Genomic DNA, 22,652 nt, shown 5'->3' with positions numbered 1-22,652 from the left:
GGGAACACCGCGCAAAGCGTGGCACGCGCGGCAAGCAACGAAAAGGCTAAAACGGCATGGCTGCACTGACTCTGCAAAGCGTTAAAAAGACCTACGACGGCAAACAGTTCGTGTTGCACGGCATCGACGTGGACGTCGCGGACGGCGAGTTCGTCGTGATGGTCGGTCCGTCGGGTTGCGGCAAATCGACCTTGCTGCGGATGGTGGCTGGGCTCGAAGGTATTTCCGAAGGCTCCATCTCGATCGCCGGCAAAGTGGTCAATCGCCTGGAACCAAAGGATCGCAACATCGCGATGGTGTTCCAGAACTACGCGCTTTATCCGCACATGAGCGTCGCCGAGAACATGGGCTATGCGCTGAAGATCGCAGGCGTCGATCGCGCGCAGATTGCGAAGCGCGTGGACGCTGCGGCGCAGATTCTCGAACTTGGACCGCTGCTCGCACGCAAGCCGCGCGAGTTGTCGGGCGGTCAGCGGCAACGCGTCGCCATGGGCCGCGCGATCGTGCGCGAGCCGGCGGTGTTTCTGTTCGATGAACCGCTGTCGAATCTCGATGCACGCCTGCGCGTGCAGATGCGCCTCGAAATCCAGCGCCTGCATGCACGACTCGCGACGACCAGCCTCTATGTCACGCACGATCAGATCGAAGCGATGACGCTGGCGCAGCGCGTGATCGTGATGAACAAGGGTCACGCCGAGCAGATCGGCGCGCCGACCGAGGTCTACGAACGCCCGGCGACGGTGTTCGTCGCGAGCTTCATCGGCTCGCCGGGGATGAATCTGCTGGAAGGCCGGGTGTCGGATGACGGTTCGATGTTCGAGATGGCAGGCAACGGGCCGAAGCTGCCGCTCACAGGCGTCGCGTCGATCGGCCACGAAGTCGCCAAGGGCCGCGAATGGACGCTCGGCATCCGCCCGGAGCATATGACGCCAGGGCAAGCGGACGTTGCGAACGCCACGTTGACCGTCGATTCCTGCGAACTGCTGGGCGCAGACAACCTCGCGCACGGCCGCTGGGGCAAACACGACGTGACGGTCCGCTTGCCGCACACGCATCGGCCCGCAGCAGGCGAAACGCTGCAAGTCGCGTTGCCCGCGCAGCATCTGCATTTCTTCGATCCGTCGACGGGACGACGCGCAAACTGACGTCACCGCGGACGCCCTCTGCCGTCCCACCCCCGCCCCGAAGTACAATGCCATCTGCACAACCCGCCCGCGCGCGGGGCGTCGCGGGGTTCGAAGCCGCGCTCGACGCCGCGCCGGCCGGTGCCAGGCACACTGCCTGGTCACAACACCGATTACCCATCCACCCACGATTGCCCGCCCCTACGCGGCCGGCGTCGTCAACGTCTATTGCAAGCAAATGGCCCAATACGTCTTCACCATGAACCGGGTCGGCAAAATCGTGCCGCCCAAGCGTCAAATCCTGAAAGACATCTCGCTGTCGTTCTTCCCCGGCGCGAAGATCGGCCTGCTCGGCCTGAACGGCTCGGGCAAGTCGACGCTGATCCGCATCATGGCCGGTGTGGACAAGGACATCGAGGGCGAAGCCACGCCGATGCCGAACCTGAACATCGGCTATCTGCCGCAGGAACCGCAACTCGATCCGACCAAGACGGTGCGTGAAGCGGTCGAAGAAGGTCTCGGCGACGTCTTCGGCGCGCAAAAGAAACTGGACGAAATCTACGCCGCCTACGCGGAGCCGGACGCCGACTTCGACGCGCTCGCCGCCGAGCAGGCGAAGTACGAAGCGATTCTGGCCACCACCGACGGCAGCGCTGAACAACAAATCGAAATCGCCGCCGACGCGCTGCGTCTGCCGGCATGGGACGCGAAGATCGAACATCTGTCGGGCGGCGAAAAGCGCCGGGTCGCGCTGTGCAAGCTGCTGCTCGAAAAGCCGGACATGCTGCTGCTCGACGAACCGACCAACCACCTGGACGCGGAATCGGTCGACTGGCTGGAGCAGTTCCTGACGCGCTTCCCGGGCACGGTCGTCGCCGTGACCCACGATCGCTACTTCCTCGATAACGCCGCAGAGTGGATTCTCGAACTCGACCGCGGCCACGGCATTCCCTGGAAGGGCAACTACAGCAGCTGGCTCGACCAGAAGGAAGAGCGCCTGAAGCAGGAAGAGTCGTCGGAATCGGCACGTCAGAAGGCGATCAAGAAGGAACTGGAGTGGGTACGCCAGAACCCGAAGGGCCGTCAGGCGAAGTCGAAGGCGCGTATTGCCCGCTTCGAGGAGCTGAACAGCCAGGACTATCAGAAGCGCAACGAAACTTCGGAAATCTTCATCCCGGTCGGCGACCGTCTGGGTAACGAAGTGATCGAGTTCAAGAACGTCAGCAAGTCGTATGGCGACCGTTTGCTGCTCGACGACGTCAGCTTCAAGATTCCGGCCGGCGCAATCGTCGGCATCATCGGGCCGAACGGCGCCGGTAAGTCAACGCTGTTCCGCATGCTGACCGGCCGCGAACAACCGGATTCGGGCGAGATCGTGCAAGGCCCGACGGTCAAGCTCGCGTACGTCGACCAAAGCCGCGACGCGCTCGACGGCTCGAAGACCGTGTTCGAAGAAATCTCCGGCGGTGCGGACGTGCTGACGGTCGGCAAGTACGAAACGCCTTCGCGTGCATACATCGGTCGCTTCAACTTCAAGGGCGGCGATCAGCAGAAGACCGTCGGCAATCTGTCGGGCGGTGAGCGCGGCCGGCTGCATCTGGCGAAGACGCTGATCGCGGGCGGCAACGTGCTGCTGCTGGACGAACCGTCGAACGACCTGGACGTCGAAACGCTGCGCGCGCTGGAAGACGCGTTGCTCGAGTTCGCCGGCTCCGTGATGGTGATTTCGCACGATCGCTGGTTCCTTGACCGCATCGCGACGCACATCCTCGCATTCGAAGGCGACTCGCAAATCACGTTCTTCGACGGCAACTACCAGGAATACGAAGCGGACAAGCGCGCACGCCTCGGTGAAGAAGCTGCACGTCCGAAGCGTCTGCGTTACAAGCCGATCGCGCGATAAATCGCGGGCCTGGCAGCCCGCTCGTTGACTGACGAGCGGGCTGTTTTGCTGGTCATCTTTTGCTGAAGGTTTTGTCGACCGCTTTGCTCACCGCCTGATCGGGGCGTTTTGCCAGCCGATTGCCCAATCATTTTGCTCACCGCGGGCATGCCGGAAACGCCTTGCGCCTCCCGGATGGGCGGTAGGGCACACGCATTGCGTGCCACGGCGTGATACACGTCGTCCCGGCGAGTTCAGTCACACCGCCGTATCCAACAGACGTGCGCCCAACCCGCGCACGCACAGGCCAATCGCACCCACACCGCGAACAGCGCGGCGACGAGGAGGCAAGCATGGCAATGTCTAAGGGCAAACGCTGGGCGATTGCCGTAGGTGGCGTGCTGCTGGTGCTGATCGTCATCGTGGTCGGTACGCTGCAGTTCGCGCAGCGCGAAGTCAAAGAACGCGTCATTGCGGCGCTCGGACCATTAGGCAGCGCCGAAAGCATCCGGGTCGGCCTCACTTCAGTCCATCTCACCAACGTTCTGCTCAAAGCGCCACCCGGCTGGCCCGCTGGCAATCCGCTACGCGCCGACGAAATCACGCTCACACCCGATATCCGCGACCTGCTCGCGCGACGCATGCATATCCGCAGCGTGGTGGTGCGTGGCTTCGACGTCGCGGTGCTGCGCACCAAGGACGGCGAGATCAACCTGCTGCCGAATCTGCGGGAATCGGTGAACAACGCCGACAACGAAGCCAGCGGCGGCGCAACAGCGACTCCCCGCGAAAAGCTGATCGACCACATCAGCCTCGAGCAAGGCAACTTCCATTTCTACGATATGTCGGTCGGGCCGCCGGCATTCAAGATGACGGTCAGCAATGCCAACGCGACGGTCGATCACCTGCAACTGCCCGCGCTCAGCGAACCGACCACACTCAATCTCACCGGTTCGATCAAAGGTCCGGCGCATACGGGTACTGTCTCGTTCAGCGGCTGGATCAAGATCGCCTCCAAGGATTCGCAGACCACCACCAATCTGCGCGGCATCGATGTCGTGATGCTCGATCCTTACCTGCTGAAAAAGGCCGGCGCGAAGGCGCAAGTAACAGGCGGCACGGTCGACCTGACCGTCGAATCGACGGTGCGAAACTATCAGTTGCACGCGCCCGGCACGGTGACGATCCACCACCTGCAACTCTCCGACAGCGACAATCCGCTCGACACTTTCATGTCGATTCCGACCAAGGCGGCCATTGCCGCGCTCAAGACGCACAACGGCGATATCACGCTGCATTTCGTGCTTGACGGAAACCTCCGTGACCCGAAATTTTCGGTGCAGGAAGGTCTGATGCAGCGTCTCGGTGCGGGGTTTGCTAAAGCGTTGGGCGTGAGCGTCGAAGGCGTGGCAAAGAGCGCAGGGGAAACTGTGAAAGGCTTGGGCAACGCGTTGAAGAATCTGCTTGGACAGTAGGCTTAAACCGGCAAGCCCAACTCCCGCAATTTCGCTTCGGTTCGCGCGGCGGCGGTGTGATGCACGCCGTGCCAGCCAAGCGCCGTTGCGGCCTCGGCATTTTTCAGATTGTCGTCAATGAAGGCGAGTTCATCCGGCTGAATGCCCGGCAGTTGCGCCTCGATCCGCTGACGCATTTCCGCGAAGATCGCCGGATCGGGTTTCACCAGCTTCACCCTGCCCGACACGACGATGTCGCGGAACCGCCGCAGCACGGGGTAATGCTCCCACGCATAGGGAAACGTTTCCGCCGACCAGTTCGTCAGCCCGAAAAGCGGTACGCCGGCCGCTTCGAGCTTCTCCATGATCGCCACGCCCTCTTCCAGCACGCCGGCCACCATCTCATGCCAGCGCTCGTAGAACGCGCGGATCAGCGGTGCGTGATCGGGAAACTTCGCGACCAGTTCGTCTGTCGCCTCGACGATCGGCTGGCCGCCGTCCTGACGGATCACCCAGTCCATCGAACAGACGTGGGTCAGAAACCAGCGGCGCTCCGTTTCATCAGGAATCAACTGCCGATACAGATACTCGGGGCTCCAGTCGATCAGCACGCCGCCGAAATCGAACACGACTGCCTTGATGGCCATGCACTCTCCGTCAGTAAGGTCGTGGCGACGAGATCAGATCGGTTGCGTACGCAAGTCCAGCCACGCTTTAGCCTCGCCCGACACATGCGGCGACAGGCGCGTACGCACCATCTCGTGATACGCGTTGAGCCATGCGCGCTCGTCATCACGCAACAGCGACAGATCGAGGCAGCGCGTGTCGATCGGGCACAGCGTCAGCGTTTCGAACTTGAGGAAATCGCCGAATTCGGTTTTCTCCGCGGGCACGTTCAGCACTAGGTTCTCAATCCGCACGCCCCATTTGCCCGGCCGGTAAATGCCCGGCTCGACCGAGGTGATCATGCCCTCTTCCATCGCCGTCCATGGTTCGGCCGGCGCGTAGTGCGAAATCACCTGCGGGCCTTCGTGCACGTTCAGGAAATAGCCCACCCCGTGACCGGTGCCATGACCGTAGTCGGCGCCGGCTTCCCAGATCGGCGCACGGGCGATCGCATCGAGCATCGGCGAACGAATGCCGCGCGGGAATTTCGCACGCGACAGCGCCATGGTGCCTTTCAGCACGATCGTGAAGTCGCGCCGCTGTGCCTCGCTGACGGTGCCGACCGGCACGACGCGCGTGATGTCGGTTGTGCCGCTCAGATACTGCGCGCCCGAGTCGATCAGCAACAGGCCATTGCCCTCGATCACCGAATGCGCTTCATCGGTCGCGCGGTAGTGCGGCATCGCACCGTTCGCGTTGAAGCCGGCGATCGTGGCAAAGCTCAGCGACACGAAGCCCGGACGGCGCGCGCGGGCTGCCGTCAGGCGCTCGTCAATCGTCAGTTCGGTGATCGTTTCGCGGCCCAACGCACCTTCAAACCACGCGAAGAATTCGGCAAGCGCCGCGCCGTCCTGTTCCATCGTCTCGCGCACGTGCTCCGCTTCCGCTTCGGTCTTGCGCGACTTGAAGAACGTGGACGGATTGACCGCCTCAACGACCGTCACCGTGGACGGCACCGACTGCAGCGAGCCATACGTAATGCGGCGCGGGTCGATCAGCAGCGTGCTGCCGGCCGGCAGCGCGGCCAGCGCATCCGCCGCCTTTGCATACGGCTCGACACTGATGCCGTCACGCGCGAGTGCATCGGCCAGCGCTTGCGGCACCTTGCCGTCGGCGACGAAGAGCGACGCGCTCTCCAGACCGATCAGTGCATGCGCCACGAACACCGGGTTGTAGCTGACGTCGGCGCCGCGCAGATTCAGAAGCCATGCAAGATCGTCGAGCGTGGAAATGAAGTGCCACTGCGCGCCCTTCTCCGCCATCGCGCGGCGAATCTGCGCGAGCTTTTCCGAACGGGCGACGCTCGCGTGCGGCGCGGCGTGCTCGAAGACGGCGGCAGCGGGCAGCGACGGGCGCTGCGGCCAGATCGCGTCGAACAGATCGACGTCGGCGCGCAGCTTCACGCCGCGCGCGGTCAGCGCCTGGCTCAACGCACGTGCCGCCGACACGCCCAGCACGGCACCGTCCACACCGACCGTGCCGCCGGTCGCGACGTTCTGCGCAAGCCATTCGAAATGCGGCGCGGTCTGCTGGCCGCCGATCATCTTCATCAATTGAACGCCGGTGCCGGCCAGTTGCGCGTTGGCTTGTTCCCAATAGCGGCTGTCGGTCCACACGCCGGCAAAATCGGCGGTCACGACCAGCGTGCCAGCCGAGCCGGTGAAACCCGACAGCCACTGCCGGCCTTGCCAACGCCCTGGTAGATATTCGGAAAGATGGGGATCTGCGGACGGCACCAGATAGGCGGCTACGCCTTCGCGCGCCATCGCATTGCGCAATGTCGCCAGCCGTTCGGGGATAGAGGAAGTTTCGGGGAGTCGGGCATTCATCAGAGTCACCTGCAAGTATTCATCGACGGGAAAGCAAGCCGACCGTCACGGCGACGGCGACCAACGCGACGGCGGTACATACCGGCCATTCGAGCATATCGCCATCATGAAAGAGACCAACCACGTTACCGGCCATGCGCGCGACACCCGCGCCCAGCAAGCCGGCCAGTAACGCCACCCACCATTGGGCGCGGCTCGAACGGCGCAACGGATGCAGCCACCAGCCTGCCAGGCCGATCACCGCGCCGAGCGCCAGGATTCCGGGCCACCCCATCAGCGGCAGGTCTCGCGCAGTTTCAGATTCGTCTCATGGGCGCAGAAGGCCTGAGCAGCTAGCATTTTTGTCTCGTTAACTATAGAGGTTCAGCACGGCGCTTTCCGCATAGCGGTTGAGTTTAGGGGTCGGGGTGATGTTAGGCAAGTTGTAAGCCTTCCGAAAAAACCTCGTCCCGGGTGATTGCCAAGCTGAAAGCGTGCCATGCGAATCGCCCTTATCGAGCCGGACCTTCGGCACGCCACGTTAGTCGACCGGCTGATCTTTGCCGGCGGCCATGCGTGTCAACACTTCATTGCGAGCGCACCGTTTCTGAAACGCGCCGCCGACGAGTTCTTCGATCTTCTCATCACTGAAAGCTGGGCCGGCGACCATTCCGCCGAAGACGTAATCACGCGCGCCCGCTCCATCCTGCCGAGCTTGCCGGTGATCGTGCTGCTGTCGGATCCACGCGAAAGTCAGATCGTCGCCGCGCTGCGCGCGGGTGCAGACGACTGCCTGACCAAACCGGTTCGCGGCCCGGAAATGCTGGCCCGCATAGACGCGCTGCTGCGGCGCGCGGGCCTGCGGCGGCCACCCAACCGGCGACTCGACACGATCGGCGGCTATGCGTTCGACGCGGCGCGCCTTGCCGTCACGTTCCGGAACCAGACCGTCACCCTGACGCCAAAGGAATTCCGCTTTGCGCTGCTACTGTTTACCAATGTCTCGCGGCCCGTGTCGCGCGCGCATATTCTCGAAACCGTCTGGACCCGCCGCCGCGACGTAAGGTCGCGTACCGTCGACACCCATGCGTCGCGCGTGCGGACCAAATTGCAGTTGCGCCCGGAGCATGGTTATTGCCTGACACCGCTGTACGGCTACGGCTATCAACTCGACGCGGTGCCGCCAGAGGCCGTTATAACGGCCAGATGACGCCCCCACAATGTAAGAATCGTGAAAACGCTATAATATTGAGCTAAACCATAGCTCCCCATATGCAGCTTCTAACGATCGGAATCAATCACCACACTGCGCCTGTCGCCTTGCGCGAACGCGTGGCGTTTCCGCTCGAACAGATCAAGCCTGCATTGGACACCTTCAAGAGCGTCTGGCTCGGCCGCACTGCGCGCACGGCGCCGGAAGCCGCGATTCTGTCCACCTGCAATCGCACCGAACTCTACTGCGTCACCGACGACCAGGCCGCGCGTGAAGCGGCGATCCAGTGGTTCTCGAAATACCACAATCTCCCCATCGACGAACTCGCGCCGCATGTCTACGCGCTGCCGCAGTCGGAAGCGGTGCGCCACGCGTTTCGCGTCGCATCGGGGCTCGATTCGATGGTGCTGGGCGAGACGCAAATCGTCGGACAAATGAAGGATGCGGTACGCACGGCGTCAGAAGCCGGCGCACTCGGCACCTATCTGAATCAGTTGTTCCAGCGCACCTTCGCCGTGGCGAAGGAAGTGCGCAGCACGACCGAAATCGGCGCGCAGTCGGTTTCCATGGCGGCAGCCGCCGTGCGGCTCGCGCAGCGGATTTTCGACAAAGTCTCGAACCAGCGCGTGCTGTTCATCGGCGCGGGCGAAATGATCGAGTTGTGCGCGACGCACTTCGCGGCGCAGCAGCCACGTGAACTCGTCGTCGCCAATCGCACTGCCGAGCGCGGCAGCCGCCTTGCCGAACGTTTCAACGGCCGGGCTATTCCGCTGTCGGAACTGCCCACGCGCATGCATGAATTCGACATCATCGTGTCGTGTACCGCTTCCACGCTGCCGATCATCGGTCTGGGCGCGGTCGAGCGCGCCGTGAAAGCGCGCCGTCACCGGCCGATTTTCATGGTCGATCTGGCCGTACCGCGCGACATCGAACCGGAAGTCGGCCAGCTCGAAGACGTGTTTCTCTATACCGTCGACGACCTCGGCGCGATCGTGCGCGAAGGCAATGCATCGCGGCAAGCCGCAGTCGCTCAGGCTGAGGCGATCATCGAAACGCGTGTGCAAAATTTCATGCAATGGCTCGATGCGCGCAGCATCGTGCCGGTGATTCGCCACATGCATACGCAAGCCGACGTGCTGCGTCGCGCCGAAGTCGAACGCGCGCAGAAAATGCTTGCCCGCGGCGACGACCCGGCAGCAGTACTCGAAGCGCTGTCGCAATCGCTCACCAACAAACTGATTCACGGCCCTACACACGCTCTCAATCGCGCGAGCAGCGAGAACCGTGACACGCTCATCGAGTTGATGGGCGGCTTCTACAAACACTCCGGTTCTACGGAGCGTTAGCGGCGCAGCCACTGCCGCACCGTCCGCGTCACGCTGAGTGGCCCGCGACGTGCTTCTGACCAGGGCATCTGCCCACTCCCCTAGTCGCCATCCTTGCCGGAGCCCGCTCCGATACCCGTCCGATGAAAACGAGCATGCAACGCAAGCTCGACCAGCTCACTATCCGGCTGGCCGAACTGAACGACCTGTTGAGCCGCGAGGACATCACCTCGAATCTCGACCAATACCGCAAGCTCACGCGTGAACACGCCGAGCTCGGGCCGGTCGTCGAGCATTACGCGCTGTGGCGCCAGGCGATGAACGACGCGGCGACCGCGCAGGAACTGCTGGCGGACGCGTCGATGCGCGACTTCGCCGAAGAAGAAATTCGCGCGGCGCGCGAGCGGATGGAAAAACTCGGCGCCGAATTGCAGAAAATGCTGCTGCCGAAAGACCCGAACGACGACCGCAACATCTTCCTCGAAATCCGTGCCGGTACGGGTGGAGACGAATCGGCGCTGTTCGCGGGCGATTTGCTGCGCATGTACCTGCGCTTTGCCGAGCGCAATCGCTGGCAGGTGGAGATGATGTCGGCGAGCGAATCGGACCTCGGCGGCTACAAGGAGGTGATCGTGCGGATCGCCGGCGAAGCGGCGTATTCGAAGCTCAAGTTCGAATCGGGCGGCCATCGCGTGCAACGCGTGCCGGCCACGGAAACGCAGGGCCGCATTCATACGTCGGCGTGCACGGTCGCGGTCATGCCGGAAGCCGACGAAATCGGCGAAGTCGAAATCAATCCGGCCGATCTGCGCATCGACACGTTCCGCGCGTCCGGCGCGGGCGGTCAGCACATCAACAAGACCGATTCGGCGGTGCGGGTGACGCACTTGCCGACCGGCATCGTCGTCGAATGTCAGGATGACCGGTCGCAGCACAAGAACAAGGATCGCGCACTGAAGGTCCTGGCCGCGCGCATCAAGGACAAGCAGTCGCACGAGCAGCAGCAAAAGGAAGCCGCAACGCGCAAGAGCCTGATCGGTTCGGGCGATCGCTCAGAGCGGATTCGCACCTACAACTTCCCGCAAGGGCGTCTGACGGACCACCGGATCAATCTGACGCTGTACCGCCTCGACGCGATCATGGATGGCGATCTCGACGAATTGATCGCTGCCCTGGTCAGCGAGCATCAGGCCGAGTTGCTGGCATCGCTGGGCGACGCGGACTAAGCGCAGATGGATCCGCTCACGCCCGCTGCGCTGTTGCGCGCCTCGCCACTGCCGTCGCTCGAAGCGCGGATTCTGCTCACGCACGTGCTCGGCTGGCGGCATACGCAATTGATTACGCGCAGCGACGATGCGCTCGACGGCCCGGCAATTGAGCAATACCGAACCCTGGAAGCGCGACGCGTCGCCGGTGAGCCGGTGGCGCAACTGGTCGGCGCGCGCGAATTTTTCGGGCTGGATTTCGAAGTGACGCCGGACGTGCTGATTCCGCGTCCCGAAACCGAGTTGCTGGTCGAAACGGCGTTGGCGGCAATGGAAAGTATCTCGCGGCCACGTGTGCTCGATCTGGGCACCGGTACCGGCGCGATTGCCCTGGCTATTGCATCAATGCGGCCCGACGCGCAGGTCTGGGCGCTGGACCGTTCCGCCGAAGCGCTGGCGGTAGCCACACGCAACGCCGCACGTCTCCTGGATAGCAGTCGCCCCGGCGGCGCCGTGGTACTGCAGCAAAGCGATTGGTACGGCTCGCTCGACGCAGCATTGCGCTTTAACGTGATCGTCAGCAATCCGCCGTATATCGCGAGCGGCGATCCGCATCTGTCGGAAGGCGATCTGCGCTTCGAGCCGCGCGGCGCGCTCACCGACGAAGCCGACGGCCTCAGCGCGATCCGTAAGATCGTCGCGGGCGCGCCCACACGTTTGGCCGCCAACGGCGTATTGTGGATCGAACACGGGTACGATCAGGCGGAAGCGGTGCGCGGCCTGCTGACGGCACAAGGTTTTGCTCACGTGAGTTCGGAGCAGGATCTTGCCGGCATCGAGCGAATCAGCGGCGGGCAGTTGCCCGCCTAACCTCGACGGATCGCCTTAATCGCCGGGGTGGCAAAGCGGCCCTCGGCCGGTCTTACCGAAATCCGCTATCATTTCAGCCTATTCCCTACACATAACGGAACCGCAAGGTCAGTCATGGATACGCAACAACGCATCAAGCAAATCGTCGACGAAAACAACGTCGTGCTCTTCATGAAGGGCAGCGCTCAGTTCCCGATGTGCGGCTTTTCCGGCCGCGCCATCCAGATCCTGAAGGCGTGTGGCGTCAACGAAATCAAGACCGTCAACGTGCTGGAAGACGACGAAGTCCGCCAGGGCATCAAGCAGTTCTCGAACTGGCCGACCATTCCGCAGCTCTATGTGAAGGGCGAATTCGTCGGCGGCTCGGACATCATGATGGAAATGTACGAATCGGGCGAACTGCAGCAACTGTTCGCCGCGGCTTAAACGGCCGCTGTCCGAACGTTTGCCGTCCTCCGAAAAGGCGCCGCGAGCCATGGAAACACGCGCTGCGGCGCCACGCCGGCTGATCGTCGCGATCACCGGCGCGACCGGTGCCATTTACGGTATCCGGTTGCTTGAGACGCTGCGCAGGCTGGGCGGTGTCGAGAGCCATCTGCTGATTTCGAGCGCCGGGTGGCTCAATATCCAGCACGAACTCCAGTTAAGCAAAGAAGACGTGCATCCGCTCGCGGATGTCGTCCACTCGGTGCGCGACGTCGGCGCGAGTATCGCGTCCGGCTCGTTTGCCACCGACGGCATGGTGGTCGCCCCCTGCTCAATGAAGACGCTGGCAAGCGTCGCACACGGTTTTTCCGATAATCTGATCACCCGCGCCGCCGATGTCACGCTCAAAGAGCGCCGCCGGCTCGTGCTGCTCGTGCGCGAAACGCCATTCAATCTCGCGCATCTGCGCAACATGACAGCCGTCACCGAAATGGGCGGCGTGATCTTTCCGCCTTTACCTGCCTTCTACAACCAGCCCGCCTCGATCGATGAGATGGTCGATCACACGGTGGCGCGCGTGCTGGATCTGTTCGCGTTAGGACCCGCCATGTCGCCCGCATGGCAAGGATTACGCGGCACGGATTAACAACACCTGCAACACAATCAATTCCGTTTTCACCCGTTTATCAAACGCCGGTACGGACCTATATTGATAGCAACCCCACTTTTGCGCCGCGTCTTCGCGGAGGCGTTGCTGCCATGACTCGCTTACCGTCGCTCTTCCTCTCTCACGGCGCGCCCACGCTGCCGATCGACCCGTCCCTGCCCTCCGCCGAATTCGGCAAGCTATCGGCGCAATTGCCGCGTCCTGAAGCCGTCCTGATGCTGTCGGCGCACTGGGGCACGACGCAGCCGGTGGCGAGCACGTCCACGGCGCCGGAAACCATCCACGATTTCTACGGTTTCCCGCGTCAGTTGTACGAGATTCAATATCCGGCTCCCGGCGCACCCGATGTAGCGCGCCGGGCCGCCGTGCTGCTCGGCGAACACGGCATCCTCGCCGACGCCCAGCCGCATGGTCTCGACCACGGCGCGTGGGTGCCGATGCTGCTGATGTTTCCGGAAGCTGACGTGCCGGTCGCGCAGTTGTCGATCCAGCCGCACATGGACGCTGCCCATCACTTCCGTGTGGGTCGCGCACTGCGCTCGCTGAAAGACGACGGCGTGATGGTGATCGGCTCGGGCCAGATCACCCACAACCTGCGCGCCGCTGACTTTTCAGCGCGCCCGGAAGACGCCGATCCGCGCGTGACCGAATTCACCGACTGGTTCGAGGCAAAGCTCGCCGCGCGCGATATCGACGCGTTGCTCGACTACCGCCGTCAGGCGCCACACGCGGTGCTGATGCATCCGACCGACGAACACCTGCTGCCCGTATTCGCGGCACTGGGCGCGGCGGACGACGACTATTCGCTGGCGATTCAGTCGCTCGGTACCTATCAGCGGTCGCTCGCCATGACGAATTACGTGTTCGGCACTGCCTGACTCGACGCCAACGCAGCGCCGTTAAAGCACCTGAACAAGGTCAAGGCGCCGCCAACAAAAAAGCCCGCCTGAGCAACTCAGGCGGGCTTTTTTCGTACTGAGCCGGATCACGGCGGTCCGGCGGTCCGGCGAAAGACTCGTCGCCGCCTTAGTGTGCGCCCATGCCTTCAAGCACTTCGTCGTGTGTCTGACGCTCTTCGAGGTATTCCGACCGGTAGCCGCTCTGCACGCCCCAGTAGTAGAACACCAGCGAGAACGCAGCCACCACCAGCATGTCCCAGCCGTACGGCAGGATGCCGTGGCCGCCGAATTCCTTGCTGCCGATCAGCGACAGGATCGCCATCACCGGCAGGTAGGCCACGAGCCACCACGCAGCCTTCAGGTCGCGCCCCCAGCCGCTGAAACCCGACTTCGCCTGGAAGTAGAAGTACACCGGCAGCGCGACGACCATCAACAGAATGATTTCGCCGGTCAGCGGCCACTTCGCCCAGTATAGAATCAGCGACGCGCAGACGAAAGCGAACGGTGCAATCAACTTCATGCCTGGAATGTGCAGCGGGCGCTCGAGATCCGTCGCCGCACGGCGCAGCGCCATCAGGCTGATCGGGCCAGTCAGGTACGAGATCACGGTCGCGACCGAGATCACCGCCGCCAGCGAGCTCCAGCCACGGAAGAAGAACAGGAAAATGAACGACACCAGCAGGTTGAACCACATCGCCTGACGCGGCACGCCGTAGAACGGATGCACGTTGCCGAACATCTTCGGCATCGTGTTGTTGCGCTCCATGGCGTAGATCATGCGGGTGGTGGTCGCCATGTAGGTCGTGCCGGTGCCGCTCGGGCTGACGAACGCGTCGACGTACAGCAGGATAGCCAACCAGTTCAGGTTCAGCGCGATCGCCAGTTCGGCAAACGGCGACGCGAAGTTGAAGTGGCTCCAGCCCTTCATCACGTCGCCCGGGCTCACTGCGCCGATATACGCAATCTGCAGCAGCACGTAGATCACCAGCGCGAGCAGGATCGAGCCGATCACCGCGAACGGCACGCTTTTGGCCGGATTGCGCGCTTCACCCGCGAGGTTGATCGGGCTCTGGAAACCGTTGAAGGCGAACACGATACCGCTCGTCGACACGGCCGTCAGCACAGCCGACCAGCCGTACGGCGCGAAGGTACTCACTTCGCCGAAGTTTTCCTTGTGGAAGCCCGTCAGCATCAAGCCGAGGATCGTCGCACCCGGAATCAGGAACTTGAAGACCGTGATCGCCGAATTGGCGCGTGCAAACAACTTCACGCCCCAGTAGTTCAGCAGGAAGTAAATGATCACGAGGGCTGCGGACAGCAATAGCCCATTAGTCGTTAATGACCCATCGACGAATAGCGCATGCGCCCATGGATACGGCCAGGTACTCATATATTGAATGGATGCTTCAGCCTCGATTGGAATGACCGAGACAATGGCGATCCAGTTGGCCCATGCACTGATGAAGCCCACCAGCGCGCCGTGCGAGTAGCGTGCGTAACGCACCATGCCGCCGGACTCAGGGAACATCGCGCCGAGTTCCGCGTAGGTCAACGCAATGGCGAGAATCACGACCGCGCCGATGACCCATGCACAAATGGCAGCAGGCCCGGCAATTTTTGCAGCCTTCCACGCGCCGAACAGCCAGCCCGATCCGATGATCGAACCCAAGCCGGTCAGCAGAAGCGCGACCGGTCCGATGTTCCGTTGTATAGAACTTTTCACATCCTCTCCTGTGTCGACCAGAGTTAGTGCAAAGCACTTACTCTGGTCCCATACACCGTATGACGGCCCCGAGTTCGCGATTTAGCGCTTACTCCGGTCCCATGCAAGTTGCGAGCATATCGGCACCGCGTGACATCGCTTGTGGCGTTGGAGACGGGGTGACGCGCATGCGTGTGCGACGGTCCACTCTAGTCAGGTGCAACCGACGCGCGGCGCGTAGTTTAACGGTTGCACCCGCACGTTGCAGCGAAACTAAGGGTTCTCCCTAGCAAAATTCTCAGGCGAATAGCAAGCTTTGTAAGCAATTTTTGCGCCAATCCATCAAAATTTTGTAAAGTTGGGATCGGAGTGTTGACCTTCGCCCGAAATGGCCGTATAACGTTCGGGCAGGATTTCAAGCGGCGAGTGAATTGGTCTTTCGTAGTTCGCCCATCAACGGTACTCCGGTTGGTCCCATTACCCCCTTCCTTGATTTTCATGCGCACCCATTGGGCTTCGGCCTTATTTACCATCTTTAGGAACAAGTAATATGGAAACCGGTACCGTCAAGTGGTTCAATGACGCAAAGGGCTTTGGCTTCATCACGCCGGACGGCGGTGGCGAAGATCTGTTCGCGCATTTCTCGGAAATCCGCACGGAAGGCTTCAAGACGCTGCAAGAAAACCAAAAGGTTACGTTTGAAGTGAAGACGGGCCCGAAGGGCAAGCAAGCTGCTAACATCAAGCCGGTGTAAGCAAGCACGCTTCCTTCTGGACGCAAAAACCCCGCCTCGGCGGGGTTTTTTTATATCCGTCACAACTGCATGCGGTGATTATCTTCGCAGTATGCGACTGGTTAGTCTGGTTATCCGAACAGACGTCGCGCGTGAATACCGAGACCTGTTGCGACGCTGGCAAGACGGTCGCCGAATACCGCTTTGGCATCGGGAAATGCCGCCGCCAATGCGCCCGATAGAAACGCCAATCCGGTCGAACCGCCTGTGAAGTAAATCGCGCTGACGTCACGCGGGGCCACGCCGGCCGCTTGCACCGTATCGCGCGCCGCTTGCACGATGCGCTGCGTCTCGTCCTGCCCGGCCTTGATGAGTTGCGCTTCGTCGAATGCCAGGCGCAGGTCGTCTTCCACCTCGTCGAGATCGATCACGGTCTCGCCACCCGCCGCCACGCCGATCTTCGCCTCTTCCGCGTGAGCAGCCAATGCATGCCCCAAGCGGCGCTCCACGACGCGCATCAGGCGGTCGTGATGTTTGACCTGAGTGAACAGATGCCGCATGAGCGTGAGTTCACTGACGCGCTTCGGTGCGTAGACGGTGTTGATCAGGTGCCAAGTTGCCAGATCGAAATAGATGCGGTTCGGAATCTCACGGCCTTCGGGATCGAGCGCCTGATAACCGAGTTCGCGCAGGATCGTCACCAGTTCGACGCGACGGTCGAAATCGGTGCCTGCAACGTGTACCCCGTGGTGTGCCAGCACGTCGTCCTTCCGTTCGACGCGCTTCATCCGCTCCGGCCCTACCCGCACCAGCGAAAAGTCCGACGTACCGCCGCCGATGTCGGCCACCAGCACGAGTCCCTCTTCCGTCAGATGCGATTCGTAATCGAACGCGGCCGCGATCGGCTCATACTGAAAGTGAATCTCCCGTAAACCGACCGACCGCGCCGCGGCTTCGAGCTGCTGCTGCGCCATCTGGTCCGCGCGCGGATCGTCGTCGACGAAGAACACCGGGCGGCCCAAGACGGCGCGGCTGATCGGGCCACCGACGCTTTTCTCGGCCGAACGCTTCAGATGGTCGACGAAAATCGCGATGATGTCCGTGTACTTGATCGCCGAACCGTCGCCGAGATCCGTCGAATTTTCGGCCAGCGGCGAGCCGAGAATACTTTTCATCGAGCGCATCAGACGACCGTCGAAACCGTCGATGTACGCCGCCAACGCCGAGCGCCCGAACTCACGGGTGTCCTCGTCGGTGTTGAAAAAGACAGCGGTCGGCAGCGTCGTATAGGCGCCCTCGACCGGCGCAAGCCTAAGCGCAGCGCCGTCAGGGACGGCTACGGCCGAATTGGAAGTACCAAAGTCAATCGCGCAATAGTTCATGGCAGGAATCGCCGCTCACGGCTGGCGCGGACAGAAAGGGGAGCGGCTTTGTATCACGAAAGCCCGGCCAGCATCAACTGGCGCTTTCGGGGACACCCGCGACAATGTCCCAAACCCGCTCGACGGAACAGAAATTGCTGAATTCGACAGGATACGCCACCAATTTTCGGCAATCAGGAGACTTACGCAATGAGCGCGCCGCCTACCGCCGTTGTCCACGAGAAAAACGCCGCCATCATTGAAACCGACCTGCCCTCGCGGCTCGACCGTTTGCCGTGGGGACGCTTTCACTCGCTGCTCGTCGTCGCGCTGGGTATAACGTGGCTGCTGGATGGCCTGGAAGTGACGCTGGCGGGCGCTGTGGCAAGTGCGTTGAAGTCTAGCCCATCGTTGCATTTCACCAACGCCGACGTGGGCCTCGCCGGCAGCGCTTATATTGCCGGCGCCGTGCTCGGCGCGCTCGGCTTCGGCTGGCTAACCGACCGGCTCGGCCGTCGCAAGCTGTTCTTCATCACGCTCGCGTTGTATCTGGCCGCCACCGCGGCGACCGCTTTGTCGTGGAATCTCGCCAGTTTTCTGCTGTTTCGCTTTCTCACCGGCGCAGGCATCGGCGGCGAATATACGGCGATCAACTCGACAATCCAGGAATTCACGCCCGCGCGGCTGCGCGGCTGGACCGATCTCGGCATCAACGGCACCTTCTGGGTCGGTGCGGGACTCGGCGCGGCGGGCTCGCTGGTCCTGCTCGATCCGAATCTGCTGCCGGGCGACTGGGGCTGGCGCGCCTGTTTCTTCATCGGCGCGATGCTGGCGCTGGCGATTCTGCCAATGCGCATCTGGGTGCCCGAAAGTCCCCGCTGGCTGCTCACGCACGGCGGCGAACGCGAGGCGCGCTCGATCGTCGACGGCATCGAAACGCGCTTTCGCAGTGAAGGGCACGCGCTCGCCGACGATGATCTCACGCGGCTCAAACTGCGGGCACGCGGACATACGCCGCTACGCGAGGTGTTTCACACGCTGTTCAACGTGCACCGACGGCGCGCGCTGGTCGGCCTCTCGTTGATGACCGCGCAGGCGTTCTTCTACAACGCGATCTTTTTCACCTACGCGCTGGTGCTGACTGATTTCTATCACGTGCCGGGCGACCGCATCGGCTGGTATCTGTTGCCGTTCGCGCTCGGCAACTTCCTTGGACCGCTGGTGCTGGGCCGGCTCTTCGACGTAATCGGGCGCCGCAAGATGATCGGCGCGACTTACGCGCTATCCGGCATCCTGCTGACACTGAGCGGCTACCTGTTCGAGCAGCAGATGCTCACCGTCGTGACGCAGACGATCGCGTGGATGGTGCTCTTCTTCTTCGCCTCGGCGGCGGCGAGTTCGGCGTATCTGACGGTCAGCGAATCGTTTCCGCTGGAAATCCGCGCGCTGGCGATCGCGGTGTTCTATGCGTTCGGTACAGCGCTGGGCGGCATCATCGGACCGGCGTTCTTCGGCCGGCTGATCGATACGCATCAGCGCAGCGAAGTGTTTTTGGGCTATCTGGTCGGCTCGGGGCTGATGCTCGCCGCTGCGGTGATCGCGGGGATCTGGGGCGTGGATGCGGAGCGTAAGTCGCTCGAGACTGTTGCCACACCGCTTTCAAGCATCGCGGACGGCGCGGAATGAACCACACGCCTTACCGCGTCGCAGACAAGCGGAATAAAAACCGCGCGGTCAGCGCCGCGCGTTTATGTCATCACCAAGAAGGCGACAAGGCGCTCAGAACGCCTTCTTCCAGCCGCCGCCATAAGCGATATCGGCAAGCGGCAAACGTTGACGCACCGACTTCTCACGCTCGCGCAGCACCGGATCGAGTTTGTCGACGTCGCCGTAATGGCCGAGCGAAATGATCGCAATCACGTCGACGTCGGTCGGCAGCTTGAACGCCGTGCGGAACGCGTTCGGGTCGAAGCCGCTCATCTGATGCGCGGCGAGACCGAGCGCGTGCGCCTGCAGCACCAACGCCATCGCCGCGGCACCCGCGTCGTACGGTGCGCAACGGTTCACTTCGCCCTTGTTGGTCAGCGTATGCGTGGTCACCGCGATCAGCACCGGCGCCGGCGCATTCCAGCCCTGGTTGAACGGCACCAGCGTGGCGAAAGCCTGCTTGAACGAGACTTCATCGACGCTGCGATCGAATACGAGGAAACGCCACGGCTGCGCGTTATACGAAGACGGCGCCCAGCGTGCCGCTTCGAGCACCGAATGCAGATGTTCGCGGCTCACCGGCTCGCTCGAATACGCGCGCGGGCTCCAGCGACCTGCAATCAGCTCGTGAATGGCAATTGCGGTAGGGGCGGGTTTGTTGGTCATGCGCTTCTCTCGGTCGAAATTCATGATCGGCGGGCGGCTGCCCGGGGTCTCATAGCATAACCGGGGTGGGCCGCTCACGGCTCCAACAAGTGCGCTTTAGTTTTCACTTCGGCTGCAATGGCAAGCGGCTCCGAAGGAAGCCGTTTGCGTTGGCCCGCTTTGTCCACCCTGCGAAGGAGCGCAGCTTCACACCGCTTGCGGCTCCGGCGCCCTGGCCGGCCGGTTGATTCGCAGCACGATCACGGCGGCAACCAGGCACAGCCCGCCGGAAATCATCGATGCCACCGTGTACGTGCCGAGGCTTGCGCGCAGCATGCCCGCGCCGAGCGCCGCAAAAGCCGCCCCGAGCTGGTGTCCGGCGACTACCCAGCCGAACACGACCGGCGCCGCTTCCTTGCCGTATACATCGGTCGCGAGACGCACGGTGGGCGGCACGGTGGCGATCCAGTCGAGACCATAGAACACCGCGAACAACGGCAGGCCGAAGAAATCGATGCCGAAAGCGTGCGGCAAATACATCAGCGACAGACCGCGCAGGCCGTAGTACCAGAACAGCAGCACGCGGCTATTGAAGCGGTCCGACAGCCAGCCCGACAGCGTCGTGCCGAACAGATCGAAGATGCCCATTGCGGCAAGCAAGGATGCACCCTGCACTTCGGTCATGCCATAGTCGCCGCACATCGCGATCAGGTGCGTGCCGACGTAACCGTTGGTACTCGCGCCGCAGATAAAGAAGCTGAAGAACAGCAGCCAGAAATCACGCGTCTTGCTTGCCATGGCGAGCGTGCCGAAGGCGATTGCCAGCGGATTCTGCTTGGTCACGGAGGTGGAGACCGGCGCGTCGGCCGGTTCGCCGAACGGACGCAGCTTCATATCCGCCGGCCGTTCCGGCAACAGAAACGCGACCAGTGGCAAGACAATCGCCGCCGCCCCCGCGACCACCCACACCACCTGGCGCCAGCCGTAATGCTCGGCGATGGCTGCAAGCATCGGCAGGAACACCAGTTGGCCGGTCGCCGAACTGGCGGTGAGAATCCCCATCACGAGGCCGCGATGCGTGGTGAACCAGCGCGTCACCACAGTCGCAGACAACGACAGCGCAGCCACGCCCGTCGAGCCGCCGACCATCACGCCCCAGATCAGGACCATCTGCCACGGATGCGTCATCAGCGACGACAGCGCTACGCCCGCCGCCATCGTGCCGAGCGCGATCAGCAAGGTAGGACGCACACCGAAGCGTTGCATCGCCGCAGCCGCGAACGGCCCCATCAAGCCGTAAAGCGCGATGTTTACGGAGATTGCGAGCGAAATCGTCGCGCGGCTCCAGCCGAATTGATGCTCCAGCGGCACCATCATCACGCTCGGCGTGGCGCGCGTGCCGGCCGCCGCCAGCAACACCAGAAACACCACCGCGACGGTCAACCAGCCGTAGTGGAAACGTCCGCCAATCAGTCTCGCTGCCCAGTTCATCGGTTCTCCAATCGACGCCTGCCCCGCACGCCGCATCGCTCGTATTGTTACGACTTCGGTAAAGGACTTGTGACAGATCAGTCACAATAGGTGTTGCGATACTAGTTACTGCTCGGTAACATGTCAAGGCGTCAATTCAATCTAGGTGGCACTCCATGTCCGACAGTAAGGCACTCAAGCCGGCCGAAGCAAGGCGAGCACGCGGTGCGCAGACAGCCGGCCCGCAGGCGCAGCAGCATCTGCTGCGCGCCGCGGACGAACTGTTCTACCGCGAGGGTGTGCGGGCGGTTGGCGTCGACGCGGTGGTGGAGCGTGCGGGCGTGAACAAGATGAGCTTGTACCGCCAGTTTTCGTCGAAGGACGAATTGGTCATGGCCTATCTGGAGCAGAAGGACAAGCAGTTCTTCGGCTACGTGGAAAAGAGCTTTGCGAAGCATCCAGGCGAGCCGGCAAAGCAGCTTCAGCAATATTTCGACGACCTGGCGGTGCGTGCATCGATCGATGACTACCGTGGCTGTCCTTTCGTGAATGTGTCGGTGGAGTTTCCTGACGCGACGCATCCCGCGCGGCAATTCGTGTTTCGCAACAAGGAACGGTTGATGGCGCGGCTTCTGGAACTGACGACCGCGGCAGGCGCCGATGATCCGGTGACGTTGGCCAATGGGCTGGGTTTGATGATCGAAGGCGTGTACGCGGCCAGCCAGACCTACGGCCCAGGCTGCGGGCCGATTCTTGCCGCACCCAAGTTGGCGGCGCAGTTGATTGCCGCCGCGTGCGGCGCGACGCCAGCGGGCTGAGCTTTTTGACGCCTTCTTGCGGCAGGGCGCGGATCGGTGCCGTTCCGCACCGTTAGAATGGCACTTTCCCCTTTCGCTGCTTGCCATGTCGTTGCCTGCCGAATCTCATGATGCTGTTATCGCCGCCACTCGTCATTGGCTGACAGCGGCCGTAATTGGGCTCAATTTGTGCCCCTTTGCCAAGGCCGTGCACGTGAAAGAGCAGATTCGCTATGCCGTTAGCGACGCTGTGGATATGGAAGGGGTTTTAACCGATCTCGAAACCGAGATTCAGGCACTGGTCGCGGCGAATCCTGAAGTGGTGGATACCACGCTTCTGGTTTTACCGTACGCGCTGGGTGATTTTCTCGATTATAACGATTGCCTGTTTTTTGCCGAGAGGATGATCAAGCAACTTCGGCTGGAAGGCATTATTCAGATTGCCAGCTTTCACCCTCATTATCAGTTTGAAGAGAGTGAGCCCGACGATATCGAGAATTATACTAATCGGGCGCCTTATCCTATTTTGCATCTGCTTCGTGAGAATAGTATTGAACGGGCAGTTCAGGCTTTTCCGGACGCGGAAGATATTTATGAGCGAAATCAGGAGACTCTTCGGCGAATTGGTCTTAAAGGCTGGAATGATCTGATGAAGATGTAGTTCGCGCGGTGGCTATGAAAGAGCCACCGCCGCAGGA

Annotated in this window: 21 protein-coding genes; 14 read left to right on the top strand and 7 right to left on the bottom strand. The window is 62.2% G+C overall.

Translation table 11 applies throughout. The features are described from left to right. The first annotated feature begins 56 nt into the window (after positions 1–56). From KHO31_RS23860 to KHO31_RS23850, 3 genes are all read left to right on the top strand, one after another. Complete coding sequence (locus KHO31_RS23860; protein WP_201079486.1) at positions 57–1,145, top strand: sn-glycerol-3-phosphate import ATP-binding protein UgpC; 1,089 nt, start codon at positions 57–59, stop codon at positions 1,143–1,145. Between the two features lie 217 nt (positions 1,146–1,362). Beyond that, entirely contained in the window at positions 1,363–3,027 is a 1,665-nt protein-coding gene (ettA, locus tag KHO31_RS23855; RefSeq protein WP_074282079.1) for an energy-dependent translational throttle protein EttA, read from the top strand. Positions 3,028–3,359: 332 nt separating this feature from the next. After that, positions 3,360–4,481 (top strand): DUF748 domain-containing protein, encoded by a 1,122-nt coding sequence (locus KHO31_RS23850; protein WP_211624243.1) that lies wholly within the window; start codon positions 3,360–3,362, stop codon positions 4,479–4,481. Between the two features lie 2 nt (positions 4,482–4,483). Here the strand turns inward: KHO31_RS23850 and KHO31_RS23845 are convergent, their stop codons facing one another. The 3 genes from KHO31_RS23845 to KHO31_RS23835 are packed head-to-tail and all read right to left on the bottom strand — an operon-like array spanning position 4,484 to position 7,229. Then, positions 4,484–5,107, bottom strand: a complete 624-nt coding sequence (locus KHO31_RS23845) for an HAD family hydrolase (RefSeq protein ID WP_201086125.1) — start codon at positions 5,105–5,107, stop codon at positions 4,484–4,486. Between the two features lie 33 nt (positions 5,108–5,140). Beyond that, positions 5,141–6,955, bottom strand: a complete 1,815-nt coding sequence (locus tag KHO31_RS23840) for an aminopeptidase P family protein (protein WP_201086126.1) — start codon at positions 6,953–6,955, stop codon at positions 5,141–5,143. A gap of 19 nt (positions 6,956–6,974) precedes the next feature. Then, positions 6,975–7,229 (bottom strand): hypothetical protein, encoded by a 255-nt coding sequence (locus tag KHO31_RS23835; protein WP_201079496.1) that lies wholly within the window; start codon positions 7,227–7,229, stop codon positions 6,975–6,977. A gap of 204 nt (positions 7,230–7,433) precedes the next feature. On the opposite strand from KHO31_RS23835, the gene KHO31_RS23830 reads away from it, so the two are divergent. The 7 genes from KHO31_RS23830 to KHO31_RS23800 all read left to right on the top strand — a co-directional run bounded on the left by KHO31_RS23830 (position 7,434) and on the right by KHO31_RS23800 (position 13,518). Further along, a complete protein-coding gene (locus KHO31_RS23830) occupies positions 7,434–8,144 on the top strand; it encodes a response regulator transcription factor (protein ID WP_201079498.1) in 711 nt (236 codons plus the stop codon). Between the two features lie 62 nt (positions 8,145–8,206). Next, complete coding sequence (gene hemA / locus KHO31_RS23825) at positions 8,207–9,493, top strand: glutamyl-tRNA reductase (protein WP_201079500.1); 1,287 nt, start codon at positions 8,207–8,209, stop codon at positions 9,491–9,493. A gap of 122 nt (positions 9,494–9,615) precedes the next feature. Next, positions 9,616–10,698, top strand: coding sequence for a peptide chain release factor 1 (prfA, locus tag KHO31_RS23820; protein WP_201079502.1), 1,083 nt, complete (start codon positions 9,616–9,618; stop codon positions 10,696–10,698). Between the two features lie 6 nt (positions 10,699–10,704). Beyond that, the gene (gene prmC / locus KHO31_RS23815; RefSeq protein WP_211624241.1) at positions 10,705–11,547 is read left to right on the top strand and encodes a peptide chain release factor N(5)-glutamine methyltransferase; all 843 of its coding nucleotides are present in this window, start codon (positions 10,705–10,707) and stop codon (positions 11,545–11,547) included. A gap of 114 nt (positions 11,548–11,661) precedes the next feature. Continuing rightward, positions 11,662–11,973 (top strand): Grx4 family monothiol glutaredoxin, encoded by a 312-nt coding sequence (gene grxD, locus KHO31_RS23810; protein WP_211614571.1) that lies wholly within the window; start codon positions 11,662–11,664, stop codon positions 11,971–11,973. A 49-nt stretch (positions 11,974–12,022) separates the two neighbouring features. Continuing rightward, the gene (locus KHO31_RS23805) at positions 12,023–12,619 is read left to right on the top strand and encodes a UbiX family flavin prenyltransferase (protein WP_201079508.1); all 597 of its coding nucleotides are present in this window, start codon (positions 12,023–12,025) and stop codon (positions 12,617–12,619) included. Between the two features lie 113 nt (positions 12,620–12,732). Next, the gene (locus tag KHO31_RS23800; protein WP_211624239.1) at positions 12,733–13,518 is read left to right on the top strand and encodes a DODA-type extradiol aromatic ring-opening family dioxygenase; all 786 of its coding nucleotides are present in this window, start codon (positions 12,733–12,735) and stop codon (positions 13,516–13,518) included. Positions 13,519–13,666: 148 nt separating this feature from the next. On the opposite strand, the gene KHO31_RS23795 is transcribed toward KHO31_RS23800, so the two are convergent. After that, entirely contained in the window at positions 13,667–15,262 is a 1,596-nt protein-coding gene (locus tag KHO31_RS23795) for an APC family permease (protein ID WP_201079512.1), read from the bottom strand. A 529-nt stretch (positions 15,263–15,791) separates the two neighbouring features. Here KHO31_RS23795 and KHO31_RS23790 point away from each other — a divergent pair. Beyond that, complete coding sequence (locus KHO31_RS23790) at positions 15,792–15,995, top strand: cold-shock protein (RefSeq protein ID WP_007180251.1); 204 nt, start codon at positions 15,792–15,794, stop codon at positions 15,993–15,995. A 110-nt stretch (positions 15,996–16,105) separates the two neighbouring features. Here the strand turns inward: KHO31_RS23790 and KHO31_RS23785 are convergent, their stop codons facing one another. Next, positions 16,106–17,356: an Hsp70 family protein gene (locus KHO31_RS23785; RefSeq protein ID WP_211624237.1), complete on the bottom strand. Its 1,251-nt coding sequence runs from the start codon at positions 17,354–17,356 to the stop codon at positions 16,106–16,108. A gap of 189 nt (positions 17,357–17,545) precedes the next feature. Between KHO31_RS23785 and KHO31_RS23780 the strand changes: the two genes are divergently transcribed. After that, positions 17,546–19,021 (top strand): MFS transporter, encoded by a 1,476-nt coding sequence (locus KHO31_RS23780; protein ID WP_211624235.1) that lies wholly within the window; start codon positions 17,546–17,548, stop codon positions 19,019–19,021. A 93-nt stretch (positions 19,022–19,114) separates the two neighbouring features. Here KHO31_RS23780 and KHO31_RS23775 read toward each other — a convergent pair whose 3' ends face one another. After that, on the bottom strand, positions 19,115–19,708 hold the full coding sequence (locus tag KHO31_RS23775; protein ID WP_201079519.1) for a nitroreductase family protein: 594 nt from the start codon (positions 19,706–19,708) through the stop codon (positions 19,115–19,117). A gap of 186 nt (positions 19,709–19,894) precedes the next feature. After that, positions 19,895–21,178 carry an MFS transporter gene (locus tag KHO31_RS23770; RefSeq protein WP_211624233.1) on the bottom strand — a complete coding sequence of 428 codons (1,284 nt, stop codon included), beginning with the start codon at positions 21,176–21,178 and terminating at the stop codon, positions 19,895–19,897. A 155-nt stretch (positions 21,179–21,333) separates the two neighbouring features. On the opposite strand from KHO31_RS23770, the gene KHO31_RS23765 reads away from it, so the two are divergent. Both KHO31_RS23765 and KHO31_RS23760 read left to right on the top strand, forming a co-directional pair. Continuing rightward, entirely contained in the window at positions 21,334–21,975 is a 642-nt protein-coding gene (locus KHO31_RS23765; protein WP_211624231.1) for a TetR/AcrR family transcriptional regulator, read from the top strand. An 85-nt stretch (positions 21,976–22,060) separates the two neighbouring features. Then, entirely contained in the window at positions 22,061–22,615 is a 555-nt protein-coding gene (locus KHO31_RS23760) for a DUF1415 domain-containing protein (protein ID WP_211624262.1), read from the top strand. Positions 22,616–22,652: the final 37 nt, after the last annotated feature.

Origin of the sequence: Paraburkholderia domus (assembly GCF_905220705.1) — a bacterium.
Taxonomy (GTDB): Bacteria; Pseudomonadota; Gammaproteobacteria; order Burkholderiales; family Burkholderiaceae; genus Paraburkholderia; species Paraburkholderia domus.
This window is presented reverse-complemented; position numbering and strand designations above follow the sequence as displayed.